The 19983-nt window shown below is 69.2% G+C and carries 21 protein-coding genes; 11 read left to right on the forward strand and 10 right to left on the reverse strand.

All coding sequences use genetic code 11. The annotated features are described in order from the left end of the window. Window positions 1-207 precede the first annotated feature (207 nt). From ACXJJ3_RS30525 to ACXJJ3_RS30535, 3 genes are read right to left on the reverse strand one after another with little or no spacing between them, the layout of a single operon-like run. Complete coding sequence (locus ACXJJ3_RS30525) at window positions 208-1659, reverse strand: flavin-containing monooxygenase (RefSeq protein WP_458165296.1); 1452 nt, start codon at window positions 1657-1659, stop codon at window positions 208-210. Between the two features lie 35 nt (window positions 1660-1694). Then, a complete protein-coding gene (locus tag ACXJJ3_RS30530) occupies window positions 1695-2921 on the reverse strand; it encodes a lactate racemase domain-containing protein (RefSeq protein ID WP_458165297.1) in 1227 nt (408 codons plus the stop codon). Continuing rightward, entirely contained in the window at window positions 2918-3652 is a 735-nt protein-coding gene (locus tag ACXJJ3_RS30535) for a hypothetical protein (protein ID WP_458165298.1), read from the reverse strand. The genes ACXJJ3_RS30530 and ACXJJ3_RS30535 overlap by 4 nt, the downstream gene beginning before the upstream one ends. 18 nt (window positions 3653-3670) lie before the next feature. Here ACXJJ3_RS30535 and ACXJJ3_RS30540 point away from each other — a divergent pair, with 18 nt between their 5' ends. Then, a complete protein-coding gene (locus ACXJJ3_RS30540; protein ID WP_458165299.1) occupies window positions 3671-4150 on the forward strand; it encodes an NUDIX domain-containing protein in 480 nt (159 codons plus the stop codon). 51 nt (window positions 4151-4201) lie between these two features. Continuing rightward, on the forward strand, window positions 4202-5017 hold the full coding sequence (locus ACXJJ3_RS30545; RefSeq protein ID WP_458165300.1) for an AAC(3) family N-acetyltransferase: 816 nt from the start codon (window positions 4202-4204) through the stop codon (window positions 5015-5017). Here ACXJJ3_RS30545 and ACXJJ3_RS30550 read toward each other — a convergent pair. After that, window positions 5010-6032 (reverse strand): NADPH:quinone reductase, encoded by a 1023-nt coding sequence (locus tag ACXJJ3_RS30550; RefSeq protein ID WP_458165301.1) that lies wholly within the window; start codon window positions 6030-6032, stop codon window positions 5010-5012. The two genes, ACXJJ3_RS30545 and ACXJJ3_RS30550, sit on opposite strands and share 8 nt — an antisense overlap. Before the next feature lie 66 nt (window positions 6033-6098). On the opposite strand from ACXJJ3_RS30550, the gene ACXJJ3_RS30555 reads away from it, so the two are divergent. Both ACXJJ3_RS30555 and ACXJJ3_RS30560 read left to right on the forward strand, forming a co-directional pair. Continuing rightward, entirely contained in the window at window positions 6099-6620 is a 522-nt protein-coding gene (locus ACXJJ3_RS30555; protein ID WP_458165302.1) for a DinB family protein, read from the forward strand. A gap of 76 nt (window positions 6621-6696) precedes the next feature. Then, complete coding sequence (locus tag ACXJJ3_RS30560; RefSeq protein WP_458165303.1) at window positions 6697-7665, forward strand: hypothetical protein; 969 nt, start codon at window positions 6697-6699, stop codon at window positions 7663-7665. Here ACXJJ3_RS30560 and ACXJJ3_RS30565 read toward each other — a convergent pair. Next, on the reverse strand, window positions 7658-8263 hold the full coding sequence (locus tag ACXJJ3_RS30565; RefSeq protein WP_458165304.1) for a chloramphenicol phosphotransferase CPT family protein: 606 nt from the start codon (window positions 8261-8263) through the stop codon (window positions 7658-7660). The genes ACXJJ3_RS30560 and ACXJJ3_RS30565 overlap by 8 nt on opposite strands. A gap of 26 nt (window positions 8264-8289) precedes the next feature. Then, a complete protein-coding gene (locus ACXJJ3_RS30570) occupies window positions 8290-8649 on the reverse strand; it encodes a YciI family protein (protein WP_458165305.1) in 360 nt (119 codons plus the stop codon). A 154-nt stretch (window positions 8650-8803) separates the two neighbouring features. On the opposite strand from ACXJJ3_RS30570, the gene ACXJJ3_RS30575 reads away from it, so the two are divergent. The 4 genes from ACXJJ3_RS30575 to ACXJJ3_RS30590 all read left to right on the forward strand — a co-directional run bounded on the left by ACXJJ3_RS30575 (window position 8804) and on the right by ACXJJ3_RS30590 (window position 11396). Continuing rightward, the gene (locus ACXJJ3_RS30575) at window positions 8804-9403 is read left to right on the forward strand and encodes a histidine phosphatase family protein (protein ID WP_458165306.1); all 600 of its coding nucleotides are present in this window, start codon (window positions 8804-8806) and stop codon (window positions 9401-9403) included. 114 nt (window positions 9404-9517) lie between these two features. Then, on the forward strand, window positions 9518-9844 hold the full coding sequence (locus ACXJJ3_RS30580; RefSeq protein ID WP_458165307.1) for a hypothetical protein: 327 nt from the start codon (window positions 9518-9520) through the stop codon (window positions 9842-9844). Between the two features lie 403 nt (window positions 9845-10247). Further along, the gene (locus ACXJJ3_RS30585; RefSeq protein ID WP_458165308.1) at window positions 10248-11063 is read left to right on the forward strand and encodes a hypothetical protein; all 816 of its coding nucleotides are present in this window, start codon (window positions 10248-10250) and stop codon (window positions 11061-11063) included. Window positions 11064-11111: 48 nt separating this feature from the next. Continuing rightward, window positions 11112-11396 (forward strand): hypothetical protein, encoded by a 285-nt coding sequence (locus ACXJJ3_RS30590; RefSeq protein WP_458165309.1) that lies wholly within the window; start codon window positions 11112-11114, stop codon window positions 11394-11396. Between the two features lie 287 nt (window positions 11397-11683). Here the strand turns inward: ACXJJ3_RS30590 and msrA are convergent, their stop codons facing one another. Together msrA and yczR are read right to left on the reverse strand one after the other, a co-directional pair. After that, complete coding sequence (gene msrA / locus ACXJJ3_RS30595; protein ID WP_458165310.1) at window positions 11684-12328, reverse strand: peptide-methionine (S)-S-oxide reductase MsrA; 645 nt, start codon at window positions 12326-12328, stop codon at window positions 11684-11686. A gap of 219 nt (window positions 12329-12547) precedes the next feature. Beyond that, entirely contained in the window at window positions 12548-13987 is a 1440-nt protein-coding gene (gene yczR / locus ACXJJ3_RS30600; protein WP_458165311.1) for a MocR-like transcription factor YczR, read from the reverse strand. Window positions 13988-14050: 63 nt separating this feature from the next. Between yczR and yczE the strand changes: the two genes are divergently transcribed. Then, the gene (gene yczE, locus ACXJJ3_RS30605) at window positions 14051-14713 is read left to right on the forward strand and encodes a membrane protein YczE (protein WP_458165312.1); all 663 of its coding nucleotides are present in this window, start codon (window positions 14051-14053) and stop codon (window positions 14711-14713) included. On the opposite strand, the gene ACXJJ3_RS30610 is transcribed toward yczE, so the two are convergent. Continuing rightward, window positions 14710-16866, reverse strand: coding sequence for an MMPL family transporter (locus ACXJJ3_RS30610; protein WP_458165313.1), 2157 nt, complete (start codon window positions 16864-16866; stop codon window positions 14710-14712). The two genes, yczE and ACXJJ3_RS30610, sit on opposite strands and share 4 nt — an antisense overlap. Window positions 16867-16959: 93 nt before the next feature. Here ACXJJ3_RS30610 and ACXJJ3_RS30615 point away from each other — a divergent pair, with 93 nt between their 5' ends. Then, window positions 16960-17541, forward strand: coding sequence for a TetR family transcriptional regulator (locus ACXJJ3_RS30615; RefSeq protein ID WP_458165314.1), 582 nt, complete (start codon window positions 16960-16962; stop codon window positions 17539-17541). After that, a complete protein-coding gene (locus ACXJJ3_RS30620; RefSeq protein ID WP_458165315.1) occupies window positions 17538-17834 on the forward strand; it encodes a DUF1905 domain-containing protein in 297 nt (98 codons plus the stop codon). Before ACXJJ3_RS30615 ends, ACXJJ3_RS30620 begins: the two co-directional genes overlap by 4 nt. Window positions 17835-18200: 366 nt before the next feature. On the opposite strand, the gene ACXJJ3_RS30625 is transcribed toward ACXJJ3_RS30620, so the two are convergent. Further along, window positions 18201-19976 carry a hypothetical protein gene (locus ACXJJ3_RS30625; RefSeq protein WP_458165316.1) on the reverse strand — a complete coding sequence of 592 codons (1776 nt, stop codon included), beginning with the start codon at window positions 19974-19976 and terminating at the stop codon, window positions 18201-18203. Window positions 19977-19983: the final 7 nt, after the last annotated feature.

The following is a 19983-nucleotide window of genomic DNA, read 5'->3' on the forward strand; positions in this document are numbered from 1 at the left end:
TCGACGACTGACGGGATGATGGCGATCAGCGCGGTGATCACGATGCCGATCACGACGACTGCCGCTCCTGCGATCTGAAGAATGTCCATGTCTCAAGAGTCCTTCAACAGACCTTCTGAGACATCGGCCTCCGGATCGGTCTTCCCCTCATCCCAAGGTCGTACGCCACCGCACCCGGCCTCCTACTAGAGGAGTCCGGGTAATCACCTAGTGGACGACCGCGAAGTCGGACGGGTTGAGTTTTCGGGTGCGGTGCCAGTAGGTGAAGGTCCATTCGGGCCAGATGGTGGAGTTGCGGCCGGCGGCGTCCAGGTACCAGCTGGTGCAGCCGGAGTGCCAGACCGTGGTGTCGAGGTCGCGTTGGACGTCGGTGACGAAGTGTTCCTGGACCTCTTCGCGGACCTCGACGTACGTCGCGTTGCGGCGGCGGAGGAGGTGCAGGGCCTGCATGACGTAGCGGACCTGGGACTCGATCATGAAGACCATCGAGGAGTGGCCGAGCAGCGTGTTCGGGCCGACCAGGAGGAACAGGTTCGGGTAGCCGGCGACCGTGATGCCCAGGTGGGCGCCGACACCGTGCTGTTTCCAGTGGTCGGCGAGGTCGATGCCGTCCTTGCCCAGGATCGGCATCCGGGTGAGGTTCGCGGAGACGTCGAAGCCGGTGCCGAGGACGATCGTGTCGCAGGAGCGCTCGGTGCCGTCGGCGGTCACGACGCCGGTGGCAGTGATCCGCGCGATCGGCGTACTGACCACACTGACATTGGGTCGCTGCAAAGCCGGGTAGTAGTCGTTCGAGATCAGGATCCGCTTGCAGCCGATCTGGTAGTCCGGGGTCAGCTGCGCGCGGAGCTCCGGATCGGAGACCTGCTTGTGCAGGTGCCGTTTCGCCTGCAGCTCGAGGCCTTTCATCAGCTTCGGGTTCCCGGCGAAGCCGGCGCCGCGGCCTTCGAGGCCCCAGTAGATCGCGTTCCGGATCGTCCGCTGCGCGGCGGGGAAGCGGGAGTGCAGCGTACGTTCCCACCCACCGATCGCGCGGTCCGGCTTCGGTGTCACCCACGGCGCGGTGCGCTGGTACACGTCCAGCTGCGCCACCTCCGGCGCGATCTGCGGCACGAACTGGATCGCCGACGCCCCGGTCCCGATCACCGCGACGTTCCGCCCGCGGAGGTCCCGGTCGTGGTCCCACTGCGCCGAGTGGAACGTCGTACCGCCGAACGAGTCGAGCCCCGGGATGTCCGGGCGCTTCGGGAGGTGCAGGCTGCCGACGCCGGTGACGAGCGCCTGGGTCTCGATCGTCTCGTCGTCGTTGACCGTGACCGTCCAGTGCCCGGTCGCCTCGTCGAACTCGGCCCGGGTGACCTCGGCTCCGTACCGGATCTTGTCCGCGATGCCGTACTTCTCGGCGCAGTGCCGCAGGTACGCGAGGATCTCGCTCCACGGCGCGAACATCCGCGTCCAGCGCGGGTTCTGCTCGAACGAGAACGAGTAGAGGTACGACGGGATGTCGCAGGCGCAGCCGGGATACGTGTTGTCCCGCCACGTCCCGCCGAGGTCGTCGGCCTGCTCGAGGATCACGAAGTCCTCGCAGCCGGCCTGCCTGAGCTTGATCCCCATGCACAGCCCGGCGAACCCGGAGCCGATGATGACGACGTCTGTCATAGCGGCCCAGGTTACCGGCGGGTCACCCGCAGCGGCTAGGCCTTGAGCCGGTACAGGGTCTCGCCGGCGTTCGGTACGACGAACGTGTCCGGGTCGGCTTCCCACGCGGCCAGGTCGACGGTCGCGGGGTCGACGTACCCGAGGTTCGCGCCGCGGACGACGTCCTCCGGGATGCCGGTGGCGAGCGTGACCTGGACGCGGAGGTGCTCGCCGTTCACCGGGTCCCAGGTGCCGGCGCCGCGCAGGTGCGTGGAGTGCGCGAGGACGCCCCAGTGCAGGTCGCGGAACTTCTCCCACTGGCCGAGGAAGTAGTCGCGGCAGTGGTACCCGATCTCCGCGATCTCCGGGTGCATCGCGGCGAGTTCGGTGACGTGCGGTGCGTACAGGATCACCTCGCCGCCGTCGGCGACCACCGGCTCGAGCTTGTAGAACCCCTTCGCCGCGGTCCAGATGTCGGCGTACTTCGGCGGCATCACCGACACCACCCGCCGGACCGGGCGGTCCAGGTACCGGACGTGGGTCTGCGCGGAGATCTCGGCGGCGGCGCGCCACGACTCGACGGTGTCGCCGAACGCGATCGCGTGCAGCGCGTCGGTCCCGGACTGCGCGACGACGGACAGCGCGAGCTTCTCGGCCGGGATCAGGGCGGCGGCCTCGTCGATCAGCGCCCGGACCGGCGTGATGCCCGGCGTACCGATGATGTTCGAGCTGGTGATCAGGGCGCCGAGCCAGTGCGAGAAGTCGATCACCTCCTGGCCGGCGACGCCCGGGAAGAAGTACTTGTTGCCGCCGGAGAACCCGACCACCTCGTGCGGGAACACCGGCCCGACGACGAGCGCCACGTCGTGCTCGACGACGGCCCGGTTCAGCCGCACCGGGACCTCGTCGCGGAGCATCTCGCCGGAGATCTCGCCGACCCGGTCCGGGCTGATCGTGCCGAGGTCGGCGAACGTGTCCGGCTTCCACCACTCGTGGTTGATCACGTTCGGGTAGTCGTCGCCGAGGTGTTTGCGGAGCTGCTCGGGCGTCATCTCCGCATGGGTGCCGAGGGCAACCAAGATCGTGACCTGGCTGCCCTTCAGGGCCTGCGTGACCGCCTTCAGCAGCAGCGGCAGCGGGCAGCTGCGGGTCGCGTCCGGCACGATCACGCAGACGCTGCGCCCCTCCAGTCCCGCCCCGGCCAGGGCGTCACCGATGAACGCCGTCACCTCGTCCTCGGACAGGACCTGTCCCGCACCACCGATCACCGCTGCACTGGTCACACCTCGACCTTACCTACCGCGCGAGACCATTGGATCGCCACGATCACGGCGTACGCGACGCCGCCGGCCGGGACCGCCCAGAACCGGAAGAACGGCAGCTGCCCCGAGAACGCCGTCGCCGCGAACACCACGCCGTACGTCGCGACGCCCGCGACCGTCCCGCGCCGCCGGGACTCCAGCGCGGTGCTCGGCAACGGACCCATGTGCCGGTCGAGCATCGCGCCGAACGCGCTCAGGCCGACCAGCGACGCGGCGATGATCAGGACGCCGCCGGGCAGCCCGCCGAACACGATCGCGGCCGCGTTCAGGAACGTGATCGGCGCGAACGCGACCGCCATGTCCAGCGCGCCGAACCCCAGGTGGGTCCGGCGCCGGCGGCGGAGGTCGACGTCGTCGGCGGTACGGACCGGCCCTGGGGCGCCGCCGAGCCGCTGGAGGGTCAGGATCAGGCCGGTCACCAGCGCGATCAGCAGCAGCACGCCGAGGATCGACAGCACCACCGAGCGGGTCGTCGACATGTACTGGTGGACGACGCCGTCCGACACGCAGCTCGCCGACGGCGGGAACCAGCTGGTCCGCGGTTCGGCGTTCACCGCGCCGAGCTTGCGCGCGCAGTCCTCGCCCGGGTCGTACCAGTTCGGCTGCGACAACGTGACCGCCGTCGCCCACACCAGTCCGCCGATCAGCCCCAGCCCCAGCAGAGATCCCGCCCGCCGCCTCACCAGTTCCACGGCTCTACCCTCTCATCCGTGGATCCTTACCTTGCCCAGCTCCGGCGCGACGTGGGCTCCCGGCTGCTGTTGCTGCCCGGCGCGCAGGTACTCGCGATCGACGCCGACGACCGCATCCTCTTCCAGCGCAGCCGCGACACCGGCCGCTGGGAACTCCCGGCCGGCGGCGCCGAGCCGGGCGACAGCTTCCGCGGTACGGCGGCCCGCGAGTTCGCCGAGGAGACCGGGCTGGTGGTCGCCGAGGAGGACCTGGTGCCGTTCGCGTCGGTGTCGCGCGCCGACGTCCACACGCTGACGTATCCGAACGGCGACGTGGTGCAGTGCTTCGCGCTCTGCTTCGAAACCCGGAGGTGGACGGGCACGCTGCGCCCGGCCGCGGACGAAGTACTCGAGGCGGGCTTCTTCGCAACCCCGCCCGGACCGCTGCATCCACCGACCGAACTGGTCCTGCGCCTCCACGCCGGCTACCGGGAAACCGGTCTGTTCGAGGCGCAGTAGTCAGCCGGTTATTTGCTGTTGGCAACTAGGGATGTATGAGATATTGCTCGGATGGACGTGACCGTGGCGGACCTGTCCGACGGGCTTCGGCAGCTTGGGCTGGGCACGACGTCCGAGGTGATCGTGCACTCCTCGCTGAGCTCCTTCGGGTACGTCGACGGCGGCGCGGAGGCGGTGTGTACGGCGCTGACCGAGGTGTGCGGGACCGTACTGATGCCGGCCGGGACCTGGGACCTGACCGGGTTGCCGGCGCCGCCGGGGATGGTGCGGCCGCGGAACGCCTTCTGGAACGCGGAGAGCTGGCCGGACTTCGACGAGAAGTTGTCGCAGGCAAGCAGTTTCCGGGCTGATCTGCCGGTCGACCGGTGGCTGGGGCGGATCCCGGAGATCTTCCGGCAGACCCGCGAGCCGTTGCGGAGCGAGCATCCGCTGTTCTCCTACCAGGCCGCCGGTCCCGCAGCGGATCGGATCATCGCGGCGCAGCGGCCCGACTGGCCGCTCGGTCCGATCGAGGCGCTCGACGGGGACGTGCTGCTGCTCGGGGTGACGCACACGTCGAACACCACGATCCACCTCGCGGAGCAGCAGCTCGGACGCTCGCGGTTCTACCGGTACGCGAAGTCCGCGGACGGGCTGTGGGTCGAGTACCCGAACATCCCCGGCGCCAGCCACATGTTCGACGCGATCGAGCCGGTACTGCGGCCCGCGACCCGGGAGGTGCGGATCGGCCAGGCCCGCGTCCGCCGGATCCCGAAGGAGGCGGTCCTGTCCGCGACCCGCGACCTGATCGAGACCGACCCGACCGCACTGCTCTGCACCGACGACCCGACCTGCCGCTGCGCCGCCGCCCTCCAGCAGATCAGCTGACGTCGATCAGGACCTTGCCGACGACGCTGTCCTCGACCGCCGCATGGGCCTCGGCGGCCTGCGCGAGAGCGTAGTGGTGCAAGGGGATCCCGGCCTCCGGCCCGATCCGGATCGCCCCGGCCTCGACCGCCGCCGCGACGTCGCCGAGCCCGCGCGGGCGCCACGACTCCGGTGCCGTGTACAGCAGGACGAACTGCCAACGAGCATTCGGCACCATCGACGCCCGCACCGGGAGCTCCATCGTCGCGCCGCCGTCGGTCGCATACACGGCCACCGACCCGTGCGTCGCGATCACCTGGGCGTCGATCGCCGCGTTCGCCGCCGGTGACACCTCGACGATCGTGTCGACCCCGCCCGGCGCAATCGCCCGTACCTCGGCCACCACGTCCTGCCGCTTGTAGTCGATGACATGATCCGCCCCGGCGAGCGCCGCGAGGTTGCCCTTCTCCGGGCTGCTCACCGTCGTGATCACCGTCGCGTCCGACCACCGCGCGAGCTGGATCGCCGCGTTGCCGACCGCTCCCGCGCCGCCGGCGACCAGTACGGTCCGCCCGGCCAGCTTGCCCGGCCCGAGGTGAACCGGCCCGTCCTCGGTCACGGTCAGACACCGATGCGCGGTCAGGAACGGTACGCCGAGCCCGGCGCCCAGGTCGTACGACGCCGTGTCCGGCAGCGGCACCACATGCCGCACCGGCACCACGGCGTACTCCTGCGCCGTCCCACCCGCCGGCCGCTGGTACGCCGCCTCCCACAGCCACACGCGCTGCCCGCGGAGGCCCGCGTCGACGCCCTGCCCGACCGCGTCGACGTCGCCGGAGCCGTCCTGGTTCGGCACCTGCGCGGGCCGCACCGGCGTACCGGACTCGCTGCCGCGGCGCGTCTTCCAGTCGGTCGGGTTCACCCCCGACCGGTGGATCCGCACCCGCACCTCCCCAGGCCCCGGATCGGGCATCGGCCTGTCCACGAGGGTCAGGACATCGGGCTCACCGGTCACGGAGTACTCGACAGCTCGCACGCTTCCGACGTTACTCTCTTTGGTAGAGGTCAGAAACTGACCGCTATACCGTTTTAAGATCGTCCCATGACGACAAACGAGCAGACCCTGGCCCCGGAGCGCGCCGACATCCTGGACCTTCTCGCGACCCGCCGGAACTTCCTGCGGCACACGGCGCAGGGGCTGACCGACGAGCAGGCGAGCACCCGCAGTACGAAGAGCGAACTGACGGTCGGCGGGCTGATCAAGCACGTGATGACCGTCGAGCAGCACTGGGGCGAGTTCGCCCAGGGCAAGGGACAGACCGCTCCGGTCGAGTTCTCGCCCGAGGTGATCGCGGAGTGGCAGAAGCAGTTCCACTTCGTCGAGGGGGAGACGCTGGCCGACGTTCTCGCGGCGTACGAGAAGGTCGCCGCGGCCACCGAGGAGCTGGTCCGCACGCTCGACCTCGACGCGAAGTACGAGCTGCAGGAGGCGCCGTGGCAGCCGCCGGGCGTGTTCTGGTCGGTGCGGATGGCGTTCCTGCACATCGCCTCGGAGACCGCGCAGCACGCCGGTCACGCGGACATCATCCGGGAGACGATCGACGGCCAGAAGACGATGGGCTGACCCTTACGTTTTGTGATACGAGCGTGTTAATGTCCGAGTTGTCTTGACACGCTCGTGTGACAAAAGCGGAGTTGCCGTGATCGTGCTGCTGGCCGCCCTGGGGTGGGTGTTGTGCAACGTCGTGGTGCTCGTGGTCGCGCACGGGACGCTGCCGTTCGACTGGCCGGCCGCCGCATCGGACAGCCCGATCGGTCAACTGGTGAAGGCGGATCTCGGCCTCGTCGAGGTGTTCCTGCTCGGCACGCTGGTGTTCTGGATGACCCGCAAACGCCGGACGCTGAACCTCGCCGCGCGGGCACCCGAACGCTCGCTCGCCGCCCGCGAGACGACGCTGCTCCTGCTGTACGGCGCGGGCGGTCTGGTCTTCGGGTTCATTCTGGCGCGGCTGCTCGGCTGGCACCCGTTCGCGCTGCATCTGGCCGGCTCGCTGTACGGGACGCACGCGCACGTCGCCCCGGCCGAGGCGATCGTGTGGGCCGTCTACAACCTCGTCGTGTACGCCGTGATCCCGCTGCTGTACTTCCGGCGGCGGTACTCCTCGGAGGCGCTCAACCTCCGGTCCGCGAACCGGCGGGCGGACGTCGTACTGATCCTCGTGGTGCTGGCGATCGAGTCGGTCGTGCAGATCGCGGCGCTCGACCCCGGCATCTTCGAGCTCACCGGGCGGCAGTTCGCGATCGGCGTACCGCTGACGTTCGTGCTGTACCTGGCCGGCGCCGTACTGCCCGCGATGGTCTTCATCTACGCGATCCTGGTGCCGCGGTTCCTCCGGCTCACCGGTTCGGTCGCGGCGACGGTGGTGCTCGGCGGGCTGACGTACACCGCGTTGCACATCTGGGACGCGTGGACGCTCTTCAACTCACCCGGCAACGCCGTACTGTCCGTGGCGTTCCTGGTGCTGACGTACTTCGCGCCGGGCATGTTCAAGACCGTCCTCACGGTCCGCACCGGCAACGCGTGGGTCCACGTCTGGGCGTACCACGCGTTCGTCCCGCACACGCTCGTCGATACACCGAACATCGTGCACATCTTCCGCATCACCTGACCGCGCGGAGCTTGTCGAACGCCGTCGGCGGCCCGTCGTCCAGGCGCTCGCGGACGGCCGCCGCGCACTCCGCGGGGGAGAGGTGCTCCGAGTCGACCTCCACGTCGTACACGCCGTGCTCGTGGACGATCGGGAACTGTACGGCGGCCCGGCCGATCGTGCGGTTGCCGCGATCGCGTTCCCGGCGCTCCAGCTCGGGGAGCGAGCAGCGGATGCCGACGAACAGGACGGGCAGGCCTTCGAACACCGACAGGCAGTCGTCCAGCCGCCACCGCTCGCCGAGGATGTGGTCGACGACCACGTCGTTCCCGGCCGCCGCCATGCCCGCGACCGCGCGGTGGAAGCCGAGCACGGTGCGCTGGAAGATCGGCAGGAACTCGTCTTCCGTCCACTCCTGGCGGGAGCGGATGTGGTGGAAGTGGTCGATCTTCAGCAGGTACCAGGCGCCGTCCAGCGTGTCCATCAGCTGGTCGGCGATCGTGGACTTGCCGGAGCTCGACGTCCCGTTGAGCAGGATCACCCGGCCGGGTGCGGCGGGCGTGGCGTCGGTCAGTTCATGGGTCGCGGCGATCGGCACCACCCCATCATCGCCGACCATCCCGCCCACCGGCCTCCGGGTTTCCGTCAGCTGCGCTGATTGCGTGGCACCTGGAAGCGGCTCACCTGCTGCGGCCATCCGCACGCCTCCGCGATCTTCCCCGCCCAGTGCCGCGCCGCCTCCTCGTCGGCCACATCCAGTACGGCGAACCCGCCCAGGTGCTCCTTCGACTCGACGTACGGCCCGTCCGTGAACATCGGCGTACCGCCGGCCGCATCCACACTGAACACCGGCGCCTCCGGGTCCAGCCCCCCGGTGAAGATCAACACCCCCGCCTCCCGCATCTCCGCCAGCAACGGCCTCAACGCCCGCGACTTCGCCATCAACTCGTCGTCCGTATGCTCCGGAACCCACTCGTCGTTGAAGGCAACGAGGTACTCAGCCATAACGTCCTCCTCCACAGGCAGCCCAACGCCACCCTCTACCCACACCACGAACGGACCGACCCCGATCCGACACCCCTGCCGGAAACGGTACTGCCGACACCCGCCAACAAAGCCCAGCACCGCCGCGTCCACCCAAGGACGAACGGAGCGACAAGTGACCGACCAGGCAACCCGCTACCTCTACCTGACCCGCCACGCCGAGGCCCAACCCGACGAAACCGCCCTAACAGCCTCCGGCCGCCACCAGGCCGTCCTCCTCGGCCAGCGCCTACGAGACGTCCCCTTCGCCGCCATCCACCACGGACCACTCCCACGAGCAGCCCAAACAGCCCGCCTGATCACCCAACAGCTGACAACGTCCGCCCCACTCCACGAGTCAGAGCCAGCCGGCGACTACGTCCCCCACATCCCCAAGGCCGACGACCTACCACCCGGCGCAGCCGACTACCTACACCAATCCACAGCCAGGGCTGACCTGGCCAACTCGGCCCTGGAACTCTTCACAGAACCCGCAGCCGGCTCCACCGAACGACACGAACTGCTCGTAACCCACAACTTCCTGATCGGGTGGCTCGTCGGGCGCGCCATGAGCGCGCCCGACTGGCGCTGGCTCAGCCTGTCCCATTGCAACGCCGCACTGACCGTGATCCGCTACACACCAGGCCGCCTGTCATCCGTCCTCATGTACAACGACATGAGCCACCTCCCGTCCGAGCTCCGCTGGACCGGCTTCCCCGACATGCCGCTCAGCTAGCCGTCAGCCGGGAACTTGACACCCGTGTTGCTGTGGCAGCGGTAGCCGTTGGGGTTTTTTGTGGAGGTACTGCGGGTGGTAGCGATGTCGCCACGGCGATAGAAGGCGACACCGGTGCTCGCTGTGGCGGATGATTACCACGTGCGTGGTGAGCGAGCCGAGGTCCCTGGGTGGATTCCAGGTGTGCTGGGCGGCGTCCTGTTCGGGGTGGCGATGGGTGTATTCACCAAGCACGACGGGTCGAGTTGGACCGCGGCCGGCGGCGGGGCGATTGTCACGGGCTTCCCCTTCGGATTGGTGATGGGCTGGTGGAGCGCCAGGTGGCAACGGGGGATGAAGGACGCTGAAGGCGGCATACCGGATGAGAAGGCTCGCCTGGCCCATCGCGCTCGGCGACGTGTCGCGTTGCTCGGCGATGCCCGCCCTGAGGCACTGCAGTAGGGGGGAGCAGCATCAACCAGGCTATGGGACAGGAGCTCTTGGTCCGGCTGACAAGCCGCTCAACAGCGTCCCCTTGACGGTCATACCGCCCGGGCTCCATGAGCCGCACACCGCAGACGGCGACTCCTGGATCCGAGCGGGTTCCGGGTCCTTCGCGAGCCGCTTCCGTATCGGGTGATGCCGTGAGCCCGGCCTTCGGTCGACAGCCCCTTGCCAGGCGCCGCTGCTTGCCGCACGCGTCGCAGGAAGACCTGCCGCGGAGACCGTTGATCTCGTTTCGTGACGGGGTTTGCAGGTTCCTGCAGATCTCTCCGCAGCAACTTGCCCTGCGCCATTACGGCAGCTCAGATAGTCATCGGTATCACCGTTCGACCAACTTCTGTCAGCAAGGAGCGCCGCCCCAATGCTCACTCACAAACGATTAATACGCATCGCGGTTGTCGCTTCGGTTGCGTGTCTCGGTCTCACGCCGCCCGCCAATGCAGCACCGCAGACCCAAACTCCGCATGATCAGACCTGCTCAGACGTGGCCGTCGGTACCGGAGCGTGCCTGACCTCGATCGTCATCGGCGACATCGATCCGACCGTGGCGGCCGTCTCACAAGCACTCCTGCGCGGAGAGACCGCAAAGGCCCACTACTTCGTCGCGCAGCGCGGCCGCACCCGGGCCGACGCATTGCAGACAACACTGGAGAAGCTGCTGAGAACACCGCCCGAACGCCTGCCCGTCGTCAGCGTGCCGCCGCCGGCACCGCGCGCGGTGACCTCGCTGTCCAACACCACCAAGGGATATCCCACGTACTTGTGGTGCGGATCGTCAGGCTGTTCCGAGATCGGCAAGTCGTTGCTGGAGATTCGCACCTATCTGGACGAGTATCCGACCGTCTCCATGTCAGGCGACTTCGAGGTGGTCAGAGGCCCGCGCGTCGACATCACGAAGCTGGAATGCCTGGCACGGTACGATCGAAACAACTTGCCTGATAGCACGGTGCACACCTGGCAGAACTGCAACAACGCGGCCGTCGGTGGATTCACGTGGCGAGTCCCGATCGACACCGAGAGGTGGCACCAAGGCGGGACGAACGGCGCGAAGTACTACAACGAAGCACGCATCACGTTGAAGATCGAGACCCGCGGCTACCCCACCGCCGGCCCCATGAACATGCAAACGCCGCGTTGGACCATCCCGGCGCACGGAGGACAGCCGACCTTCCCCTAAAGTCGGATGCCAATCACAGTTCAGCCGGACCTTGGCGGAGGCGATCCAGTGGATGCGGAACAGCGAGCAGCGGCGCAAGCTCAACTGAACGTCTACAGCGTGCTCGAGCAGGTCCCAGAACGGCTTCCGGAGCTGCTCGCTCTTATCCGGGCCGACCGCAGCGAGGGCAGCGATCTCAGCGAGATCAAGGCCGAGGTCGCCACCCTCTTCGGCTGCGATCTCGACGCCGCCGACGCTGTCCTCGGCATCCAGCTCCTCCGCTTCCGCCCCAGCGCGCAGAAGGCTATAACCGAGCGGGCAGCAGAACTTCGTACCTATCTCGCTGCAGACTGAAACCACCGGACGCGCATCGGGAAGCGCAATCTCGCCCCGTCTGCAGCAGATGCAATTCCCCGGGGTCCCATGCGGGGTCCAGCGACGGTCTGCCCAGTAGTGCGTGCCGGCGCGAGGAGTTGGCCGGCGACGAACCCGGTCGGGGGACGGCCAGCAAAACCGCAGGTCACGGGCTTGCGGCACTGCCGCTGCCTGAGGAGCTGATCGAGAGCGATACGGCCTGAAGCAGGTGCGGCCCTGCGCGTGCGTACCACGGACGGGTCTCGCTGGTACGCACGCGCGATGTACTAGTCGTCGGCGGGGAACGGTACGCCCGTGTTGCTGTGGCAGCGGTAGCCGTTGGGGTTTTTGTGGAGGTACTGCTGGTGGTAGTCCTCCGCGTAGTAGAACGTGGTGGCGGGGGCGATCTCGGTGGTGATGTCGTCGTAGCCGAGGGGCTTGATGACGGGGGCGTAGAGGTCGCGGGTGCGTTCGGCTTCGGCGCGTTGGGCGTCGGTGGTGTAGTAGACGGCCGAGCGGTACTGGGAGCCGAGGTCGTTGCCCTGGCGCATGCCCTGGGTCGGGTCGTGGGTTTCCCAGAAGACCTTCAGCAGGTCGGTGAAGGTGGTCTTGGTGGGGTCGTAGACGACCCGGACCGCCTCCGCGTGGCCGGTGCGGCCGGTGCAGACCTCTTCGTACGTCGGGTTCGGGGTGTAGCCGCCCGCGTACCCGACGGCGGTGGTGTAGACGCCGGGCTGCTGCCAGAAGATCTCCTCGGTACCCCAGAAGCAGCCCGTGCCGAACCAGACCTCCTCGAAGCCCTCGGGGGCGGCGGCGGTCTGCGGCGTGTGCAGGACGATGTTCTCGTCGGGTACGGCGAAGCCGGGGGCCGGCCGGCCGGGCAGCGCGGCCTGCGGCTCGACCATGGCGGTGTTGCGGGTGAAGAACGACATTCTCACGCCTCTCGCAGTCTGACTCTGATAGTCTCCCAACGCTCCCGGTAAGCCCAACCTTCCCTGCACCCCTTACGGCACGATGACGTGCGGACCTGTCGGCGCGGCGGGCTCGGCGAGTGGTGGCGGATGCCCAGGCCATCACAATCTCGCGATTCGCCGAGTCTCCCGCGTGGGCGCGGCGGCCGGGGCCGATTGTGATGGCCTGGGGATCCGCGATCACGCGATCATCACGCCGGCCCGCCGAGTGGGGCCTGCCGTGGTCAGCGAGTCGTACGAGGCGGCCACCCGACGAACGCCGTCGCGCAGAGCGTCCTCCGCCAGCGTGAACGGGAGGCGGATGAAGGACTCGAGGCCGCCGTCGGGGGAGAAGCGGGAGCCGGCCACCAGGAGGGCGCCGTTGCGCTGGGCGACGCCGACAAGGCTCGACCCGACCGGTTCCGGCAGCTCGCACCACAGCGACAACCCACCCGACGGCAGCCGGAACTTCCACGACGGCAACTCCTCCGTGACGGCGGCGGCAAGCGCATCCCGGCGACGAGCCAGCACCGTACGGCGGTCCGGGAGCAGTGTGGAGCGCCGTCGCAGCAGGTCCGCGACCACGAGCTGTTCCAGCACCGGCGCCCCGAGGTCCAGCGACGCCCGCGCGTCCAGCACCCGCGCCACCAGCGCCTCCGGCACCCGCATCCACCCGATCCGCAGCCCGCCCCAGAACGACTTGCTCACCGACCCGACGGTGATCACCCCGTCCGGGTCGTACGTCGCGAACGGCGGCGGCATCTCCTGCCCGTCCAGCGACAGCTCGAACAGTGTCTCGTCCACGATCGCCGTCGTCCGGGACCGCGCGAACGCCCGCGCCAGCCGCTGCCGGTCCGCCGCCGGCATCAGGAAACCGGTCGGGTTCTGGAAGTCCACGACCAGCCACGCGGCCCGCGGCGCCGTCTGCCGGATGGTTGCTTCCAGCAACGGCAGGTCCCAGCCGCCGGGCGACATCGGGACCGCGACCACCCGGCAGCCGCTGCGCCGGATCGCGTCCACCGAGTTCGGGTGCGTCGGGCTCTCGGTGAGTACCCGGTCGCCGATCTGGGTGGTCGCCCGGACGGCGATCGACGTCGCCGCGAGCGCTCCGGCGGTGACGATGATCTGATCCGCGGTGGTCGGCAGGCCGCGTTCGCAGTACGCCGCCGCGATCTCGGCCCGCAGTACCGGCAGGCCTTGCGGGTGATAGCCCGGTGTCGCCAGGTGCAGCGGCAGTTCGAGAGCCGCGGCCGCCACCGCCGTACTGATGCCGGGCACCGCCGCGGGCGCCGCGCAGGTGAAGTCGTACAGGCCCTCGGTGTCGATGCCCGGCGCGTGGTGCCGCCCGAGTTCGGGCTCGACCTTCGACGGCAGTGCGGTCACGCTGCCGGACCCGCGCCGGCTGGTCAGGTACCCGCTGTCGCGCAGTTCGCGGTACGCCGACGCGACCGTCGTCCGGCTGACCCCGAGCGCCTCGGTCAGCTCGCGCTCGCTCGGCAGCCGGGAGCCGGGCATGATCCGCCCGTCCGCGATCAGCAACCGGAGCCGTTCGGCGAGCACGCGGTACGCCGGACCGGGACCGCCGGACCATTCGCCGAGCAGGCCGGTCAACGTACTGGCGGGGAGATAACGGGCTTGCATGCAGTCCACTATTGCGCAATTGGCTATCGAATACCAGGCCACTTCCTCCGGACACTGGAGCATGTGACCGCCACCTCCGACGCCGCCCCGCGCCAACTCGCCCCGATCAACCCGATCCAGCAACTGAAGGCGGGCCATCTCCCGCGCCGCCTGGTGCAGCTGTACGTCGGCCTGTCGCTGTACGGCGCCTCGATGGGCCTGATGATCCAGGGCAACCTCGGCCTGGACCCGTGGGACGTGTTCCACTCCGGCATCACCAAACACATCCCGGTCAGCTTCGGCACCGTGGTGATCGCGATCAGCTTCGTCGTCCTGCTCGCGTGGATCCCGCTGCGGCAGTGGCCCGGGCTCGGCACGATCAGCAACGCGATCGTCATCGGCCTGGTCACGGACCTCACGCTGGCCACGGTCGACCGGCCGCACGCGCTCTGGCTGCGGATCGTGTTCATGCTCGCCGGCGTCGTACTGAATGCGCTGGCCGGCGCGCTCTACATCGGCGCGCAGTTCGGCCCGGGTCCGCGCGACGGGCTGATGACGGGCCTGGTACGCCGTACCGGCCTGAGCGTCCGGCTGGTCCGGACGACCCTGGAGCTGACCGTCCTGGCCACCGGATTCCTGATGGGCGGCTCGATCGGCGTCGGCACGGTGGTGTACGCGCTGTCGATCGGGCCGCTCGTCCACATCCTGCTGCCGATCTTCACGGTCCGCCTCAAGCAGACCGCCTAGCCGACCGGCTCGAGTTCGCGTTCGTCGTCCGGCGCGCGGACCTTCACGCGGCGCGGCCACCAGGCGCGGCGGCCGAGCAGTGCGATCACGCTCGGCACCAGGAAGCTCGACATCACGAACGCCGAGATCACGATGCCGGCCGCGACCGAGAACCCCATCTCGGTGAGCAGCGCCATCCCGGCCAGCATCAGCGACGAGAACGTCCCGGCCAGGATCAGCCCGGCCGCCGCGACCGACGGTCCGCCGTGCTCGATCGCCCGGTCGGCCGCGGTCCGTGGATCGGTGCCGCGCTCGGCCTCCTCGCGGAGCCGGGCGATCATCAAGATGTTGTAGTCGGTGCCGATGGCAACGACGAACAGGTACAGCATGATCGGCAGCGAGAACGTCACGCCCGGGTGCCCGGCCGCGCCCTGGAAGACGAACACGGTCGCGCCGATCGAGCTGAAGAAGCTCAGCACCACCGCGAGCATCAGGATCACCGGCGCGACCAGCGACCGCAGCAGCAGCGCGAGGATGATCGCGATCAGCCCGCCGGCGACCGGGAAGATCACCGACAGGTCCCGGCTGTTCGCGGCCCGGATGTCCGCGTACGACGCGGTCACGCCGCCGAGCAACGTCGTCGTACCGTCCGGGGCCTCGGTGTGGGCGGCGGCGCGAAGCTTGCCGTCGACGAGATCCAGCGAGGCGTTCGCGTACGGCGCATCCTTGAGTACGACGTTGAGCTGGGCAACGGTCTTGTCCTTGTTGAGCAGCGCGACGCTGCCGTCGGCGCCCGCCGGAAGAACCCCGCCGACGCCGTCGACCTTCGCCAGTTTCCCGGCGTACGTCGTGAGCTCAGCCTGGTCGAGCGGCGTACCGTCGGTGCTCCGGACGTACACCGTGGTCGGGTTCAGCGCGCCGGCCGGGAAGCCTGCCTGCAGGTCCTTGATCGCGCGCGCCGACTCCGTACCGTCCGGGAGCTGGCTGAACGCGTCGTAGTCGACCTTCATCCCGAGCGACCCGAGCGCGAGCACCACCATCACACCGCCGGAGATCGCCGCGACCACGCCCGGGCGGCGGGCGGTGAACGTACCGAGCCGCTTGAACATCGCGCCCTTCGGCGTCCGCTGCCAGGACTTCGACGGCCAGAACACCTTCGGGCCGAGCAGCGACACGACCGCCGGGATCAGCGTGATCGCCGCGAACGCCATCACCGCGACCGCGATTGCCAGCCCCGGGCCGAGGCTCTTGAACCCGCCGAACACCGCGAGCAGCAGCGCGCTGAACGCGACGATGATCGCGCCGGCCGCGGACACGATCACCTCGGCGACGCGCGCGACCGCGTTGATCAGTGCTTCCTTCGGTTCCTCGCCGGCCCGGAGCCGTTCGCGGAACCGGAACAGCAGGAACAGGATGTAGTCCGTGCCGACGCCGTACAGCACGACGGTCAGGATCGTCTGCAGATCCTGGGTGACCTGCAGGCCGGTCGCCTTCGCGACCAGCGCGATCAGGCCGGGCGCGATCGCGGACACGAGGCCGACGGTCAGGATCGGCAGGAATGCGGCGACCGGGCTGCGGTAGATCACCAGCAGCAGGCCGACGATCAGGACCACGGTCGCGATCCCGACCACGATCAGCGCGTTGTCGAACGCGTCCTGGTTGTCGAGCATCAGCGCCGCGTCGCCGGTCACGCCGTACTCCAGATCGGCGCCGGTCAGCGCGGAGCCGGTCACGTCGCGGATCTTCTGTACGGCGTCCAGCACCGGCTGCTCGTCCGCCGTACCCTTCAGTCCGACGCTGACGATCTGGACCTGCTTGTTCTCCGAGACGGCCTGCGGGCCGGTGACCGCCGCGGTCACCCGGTCGATCTTCGCCGCGGTGATCTTGGCCGCGAGCTCGGTGATCCTCGCCTGGTCGGCAGCCGTCAGTACGCCGCCCGCGTTGCGCTTGACGACGATGCTCGCGGTCGCGTCGTTCGTCTGCCCGAACGCGGTCGCGGCCAGCTTCTGCGCCTGCACCGACTCGTACTTGCTCGGCAGCAGCTCCGCCTGGTCCTTCGTGGTGACATCCGCGAGCGTCGGCGCGAAGGCGATCACGGCCACCGCCGCGACCACCCACGCGGCGATCACCTTCCACGGGTTCCGGACGACGAAGCGCCCCAGTCTGGTGAACATCCCTCAACCCCTCCGTGCGGGATTCTCTACCTGCCGGTCGGTAGGTAAACTACCTGCCGACCGGTAGGCAAGGGAAGGTGAGAAGGTGGTGACGTGCAGCACGCGACCAGTCCCCGCGACACCAAGACCGAGATCCACCGCGCCGCGGTGCATCTGTTCTCCACCCAGGGCTACGAGAAGACCAGCCTCCGGGAGATCGCCGAACAGGTCGGTATCACCAAGGCGTCGCTGTATTACCACTACTCGTCCAAACAGGAGCTCCTGCGCGCGATTGCCGGCACCTTCCTCGACGACGTCTTCGCCGTACTGCGGCAGGTCGACGACGTGCCGTGGTCCCCGGAGAAGGAACGCGAACTGCTCGCCGCTTACATCGAGGTGGTCGTCGCGCACCGTTCGACCGGGCCGACGTTGATGCGCGACATCGCCGCCGTGCTGGCTGCGTTCGGGGACGACCTGGATGATCTGATCGCGCAGTCGCGGCGGTTCCAGGCGTGGCTCGCGGGGCCGGATCCGACACCGGCTGATCGGTTGCGCGCCGCTGCGGCCGTGGAGACGGTCGGCGCGGCGATGTCGGCCGAGCTGCAGCCCGGCGTGAGCGACGCCGACGTACGAGCAATCCTCCTCGACGCGGCGACGGCCGTGCTCGCTCGACGCGGCACCCCGCTCAGCTCGTGAGGACCTATCGCTTCACGGCGTTGCTGTGGGTGTACCCCGGCGAAGCCGCGTGGCACTTCGTCACGGTGCCGGAGCACATCAGCGACGAAATCACCGACCTGACGGAAGGCCACCGCCGCGGCTTCGGCTCGGTCCGCGTCGAGGTGACAGTAGGCGGGAGTAGTTGGCGCACGTCCGTCTTCCCCACCAAGGAAGGCACGTACATCCTCCCGATGAAGAAGCCGATCCGCACCGCCGAAAACCTGACCGAGGGCACACCAGCAGCCATCCACCTCAAACTCACCAACCTCTAACCACCAGGTCAGCCCCCTCAACACCAACCCACCACGCCCCGCGTCCGCCCCGCGTCCGCCCCGCGTCCGCCCCGCGTCCGCCCCGCGTCCGCCTACGGCTCGCCCGGCGCCCGGCGCCCGCCCGGCGCCCGCGCCACGACCGCCCGACGCTCGCCCCACGACGACCGCCCCACGACCGCCCGGCGCCCGCGCCATGACCGCTCGCCGGCGGGCGGGGTGCTCAGGCGGCGCTCGAAGGGGCGCTTGTTCCGCGCCTCCCGCGCGTGCCCGCTGCGCCTCCCGCGCGTGCCCGCTGCGCCTCCCGCGCGTGCCTGCCGGGCCGCCTGCTTGTGTCGGCTGTGCCGCTTGCTTGTGCCGCCTGTGCGGTCAGCGGCCTTCTTTGCCGGGGGTTTTGCGTTGGGTTTGGGTGTCGGTCTGGCGCCGGTTGCCGTCTTCGCTGCCGCCGGCGCGGGTCGCGGCGGTGACATGCTTGCCCGACACGTGGGTAAGCGGCCGCTGGCTGGTCGCCTGAAGCCGCGCAGCCTGATCAAGACCGTCCCCAGCCGACCGTTCTCCCTGCCCACCCTTCGCAGGCTGCTTCGGATCCCCGCCGGACTGCCCACCCTGCTCAGCCACCCGCTGCGGCTTCTGCGGGTTGGCCCCGGTCTGCTGTGGGTTGGCCCCGGTCTGCTCCGCGCCCGCACCCGGCTGCTGTGGGTTGGCGCCGGACTGCTCCGCGTTCACGGTCGACTGTTGCGGGCCAGTGGACGTCTCCGCAGTAGCCTCCGCCGCGGGCTGCTCAATCTCGCCAGCTTCGCGCTCACCCTCACCGGTCTCGCGTTCGCCGGCCGCGAGTTCGCCCTCGCCGGTCTCGGCCGCGACCGGCTCGGCGCCTGTCTCGCTGGTCGCCTCGTTCGGTGCCAGATCGCTGGAGTCGAACTCCCGGTTCCCGGCCGCCGACTCGAACCATTCACGCGACCTCGGCGACTGCCCACCCTGCTCCGTCACCGCAGCCGGGTTCTCGACCTCGCCACCCGGGACCGCCACCTCACCAGTCTCACCAACGGCCGCCGCTTCCCCGTCCTCACCGACCGCAGCCTCACCCGTGTCCTCCCCAACCACGGGCTCACCGGTGTCCTCACCAACAGCAGGCCCGCCAGCGTTCTCGCCAACCGCAGCCTCACCAGTGTTCTCACCAAGCGTGGGTTCACCAGTGTTCTCGCCAACCGCAGGCTCGCCAGTGTTTTCCCCGAGTGCCGGCTCACCTGTGTTCTCGCCAACCGCAGGCTCGCCAGTGTTCTCGCCGAGCGCAGGCTCGCCAGTGTTCTCGCCGACGGCAGGTGTTTCGTTCTGGTTTTCTTCGAGGGCTCGCGGGTTTTCGACCTCGGGGCCTTCGACCTGCGGAGTCTGTCCGAGCTCCGCCTGCAGCTGCTGGACGCGCGTCTCGAGCATCTCGCGCAGCTGCGCCTGCAGCCGGAGGTTCTCCTCCATCACCGAGATCGTTTGCGCCTGCTGATCGATGGTCGCCTGCAGAGACTGGATCTGGGCCGACATCTGCTCGTTCAGCTGCGCCGCAGCCGCCGTCTGCTGCGGAGCCTGCTGGACCTGCGCCTGCTGCCCCTGCTGCTGACCCGGCACATTCTGGAACCGCCCCTGCGGCCGGAACACCTCATCCATCCGCCCCGACGCGAGCGCCGCCAGATCCGACCGGTTGATCGTCGACCGCCCGATCGCATACCGCACCGACGGATCCGTCCGCTTCACGTCCCGCGCCGCCTGCGTGAACGCCGCCTTCAGCATCTTCGTGCCCTGCCGGGTGTTGCGCCACCGCGAGTACCGGTTCGCGATCCGGCGCAGCGGGTTCCTGGTCGGGGCAGGGGTGGACGTCCGCGCGGAGAGGTCCTGGCCGAGCTGCTGCGACACCGCGCCGTACCGATCGGGCCCGAACTGCGCGTCCACATGAGTACCGGCCAGCATCTGCAGGTCGGCGCGGGTCACGTGCGCGCGGCCGATCTGCTCGCGGACGGCGGGATCCATCCGCTTGACGTCCCGGGCCGCCTGCGCGTACGCCGCCTTCAGCGTCTTGGTACCGCGACGAGTCGTGTTCCACCGCGAGAACCGCTGGCGGATGCCCCGCGGGTTCTCCGGGTAGGACTGGCTCATGAGGTCT

It is taken from the genome of Kribbella sp. WER1, assembly GCF_054189145.1.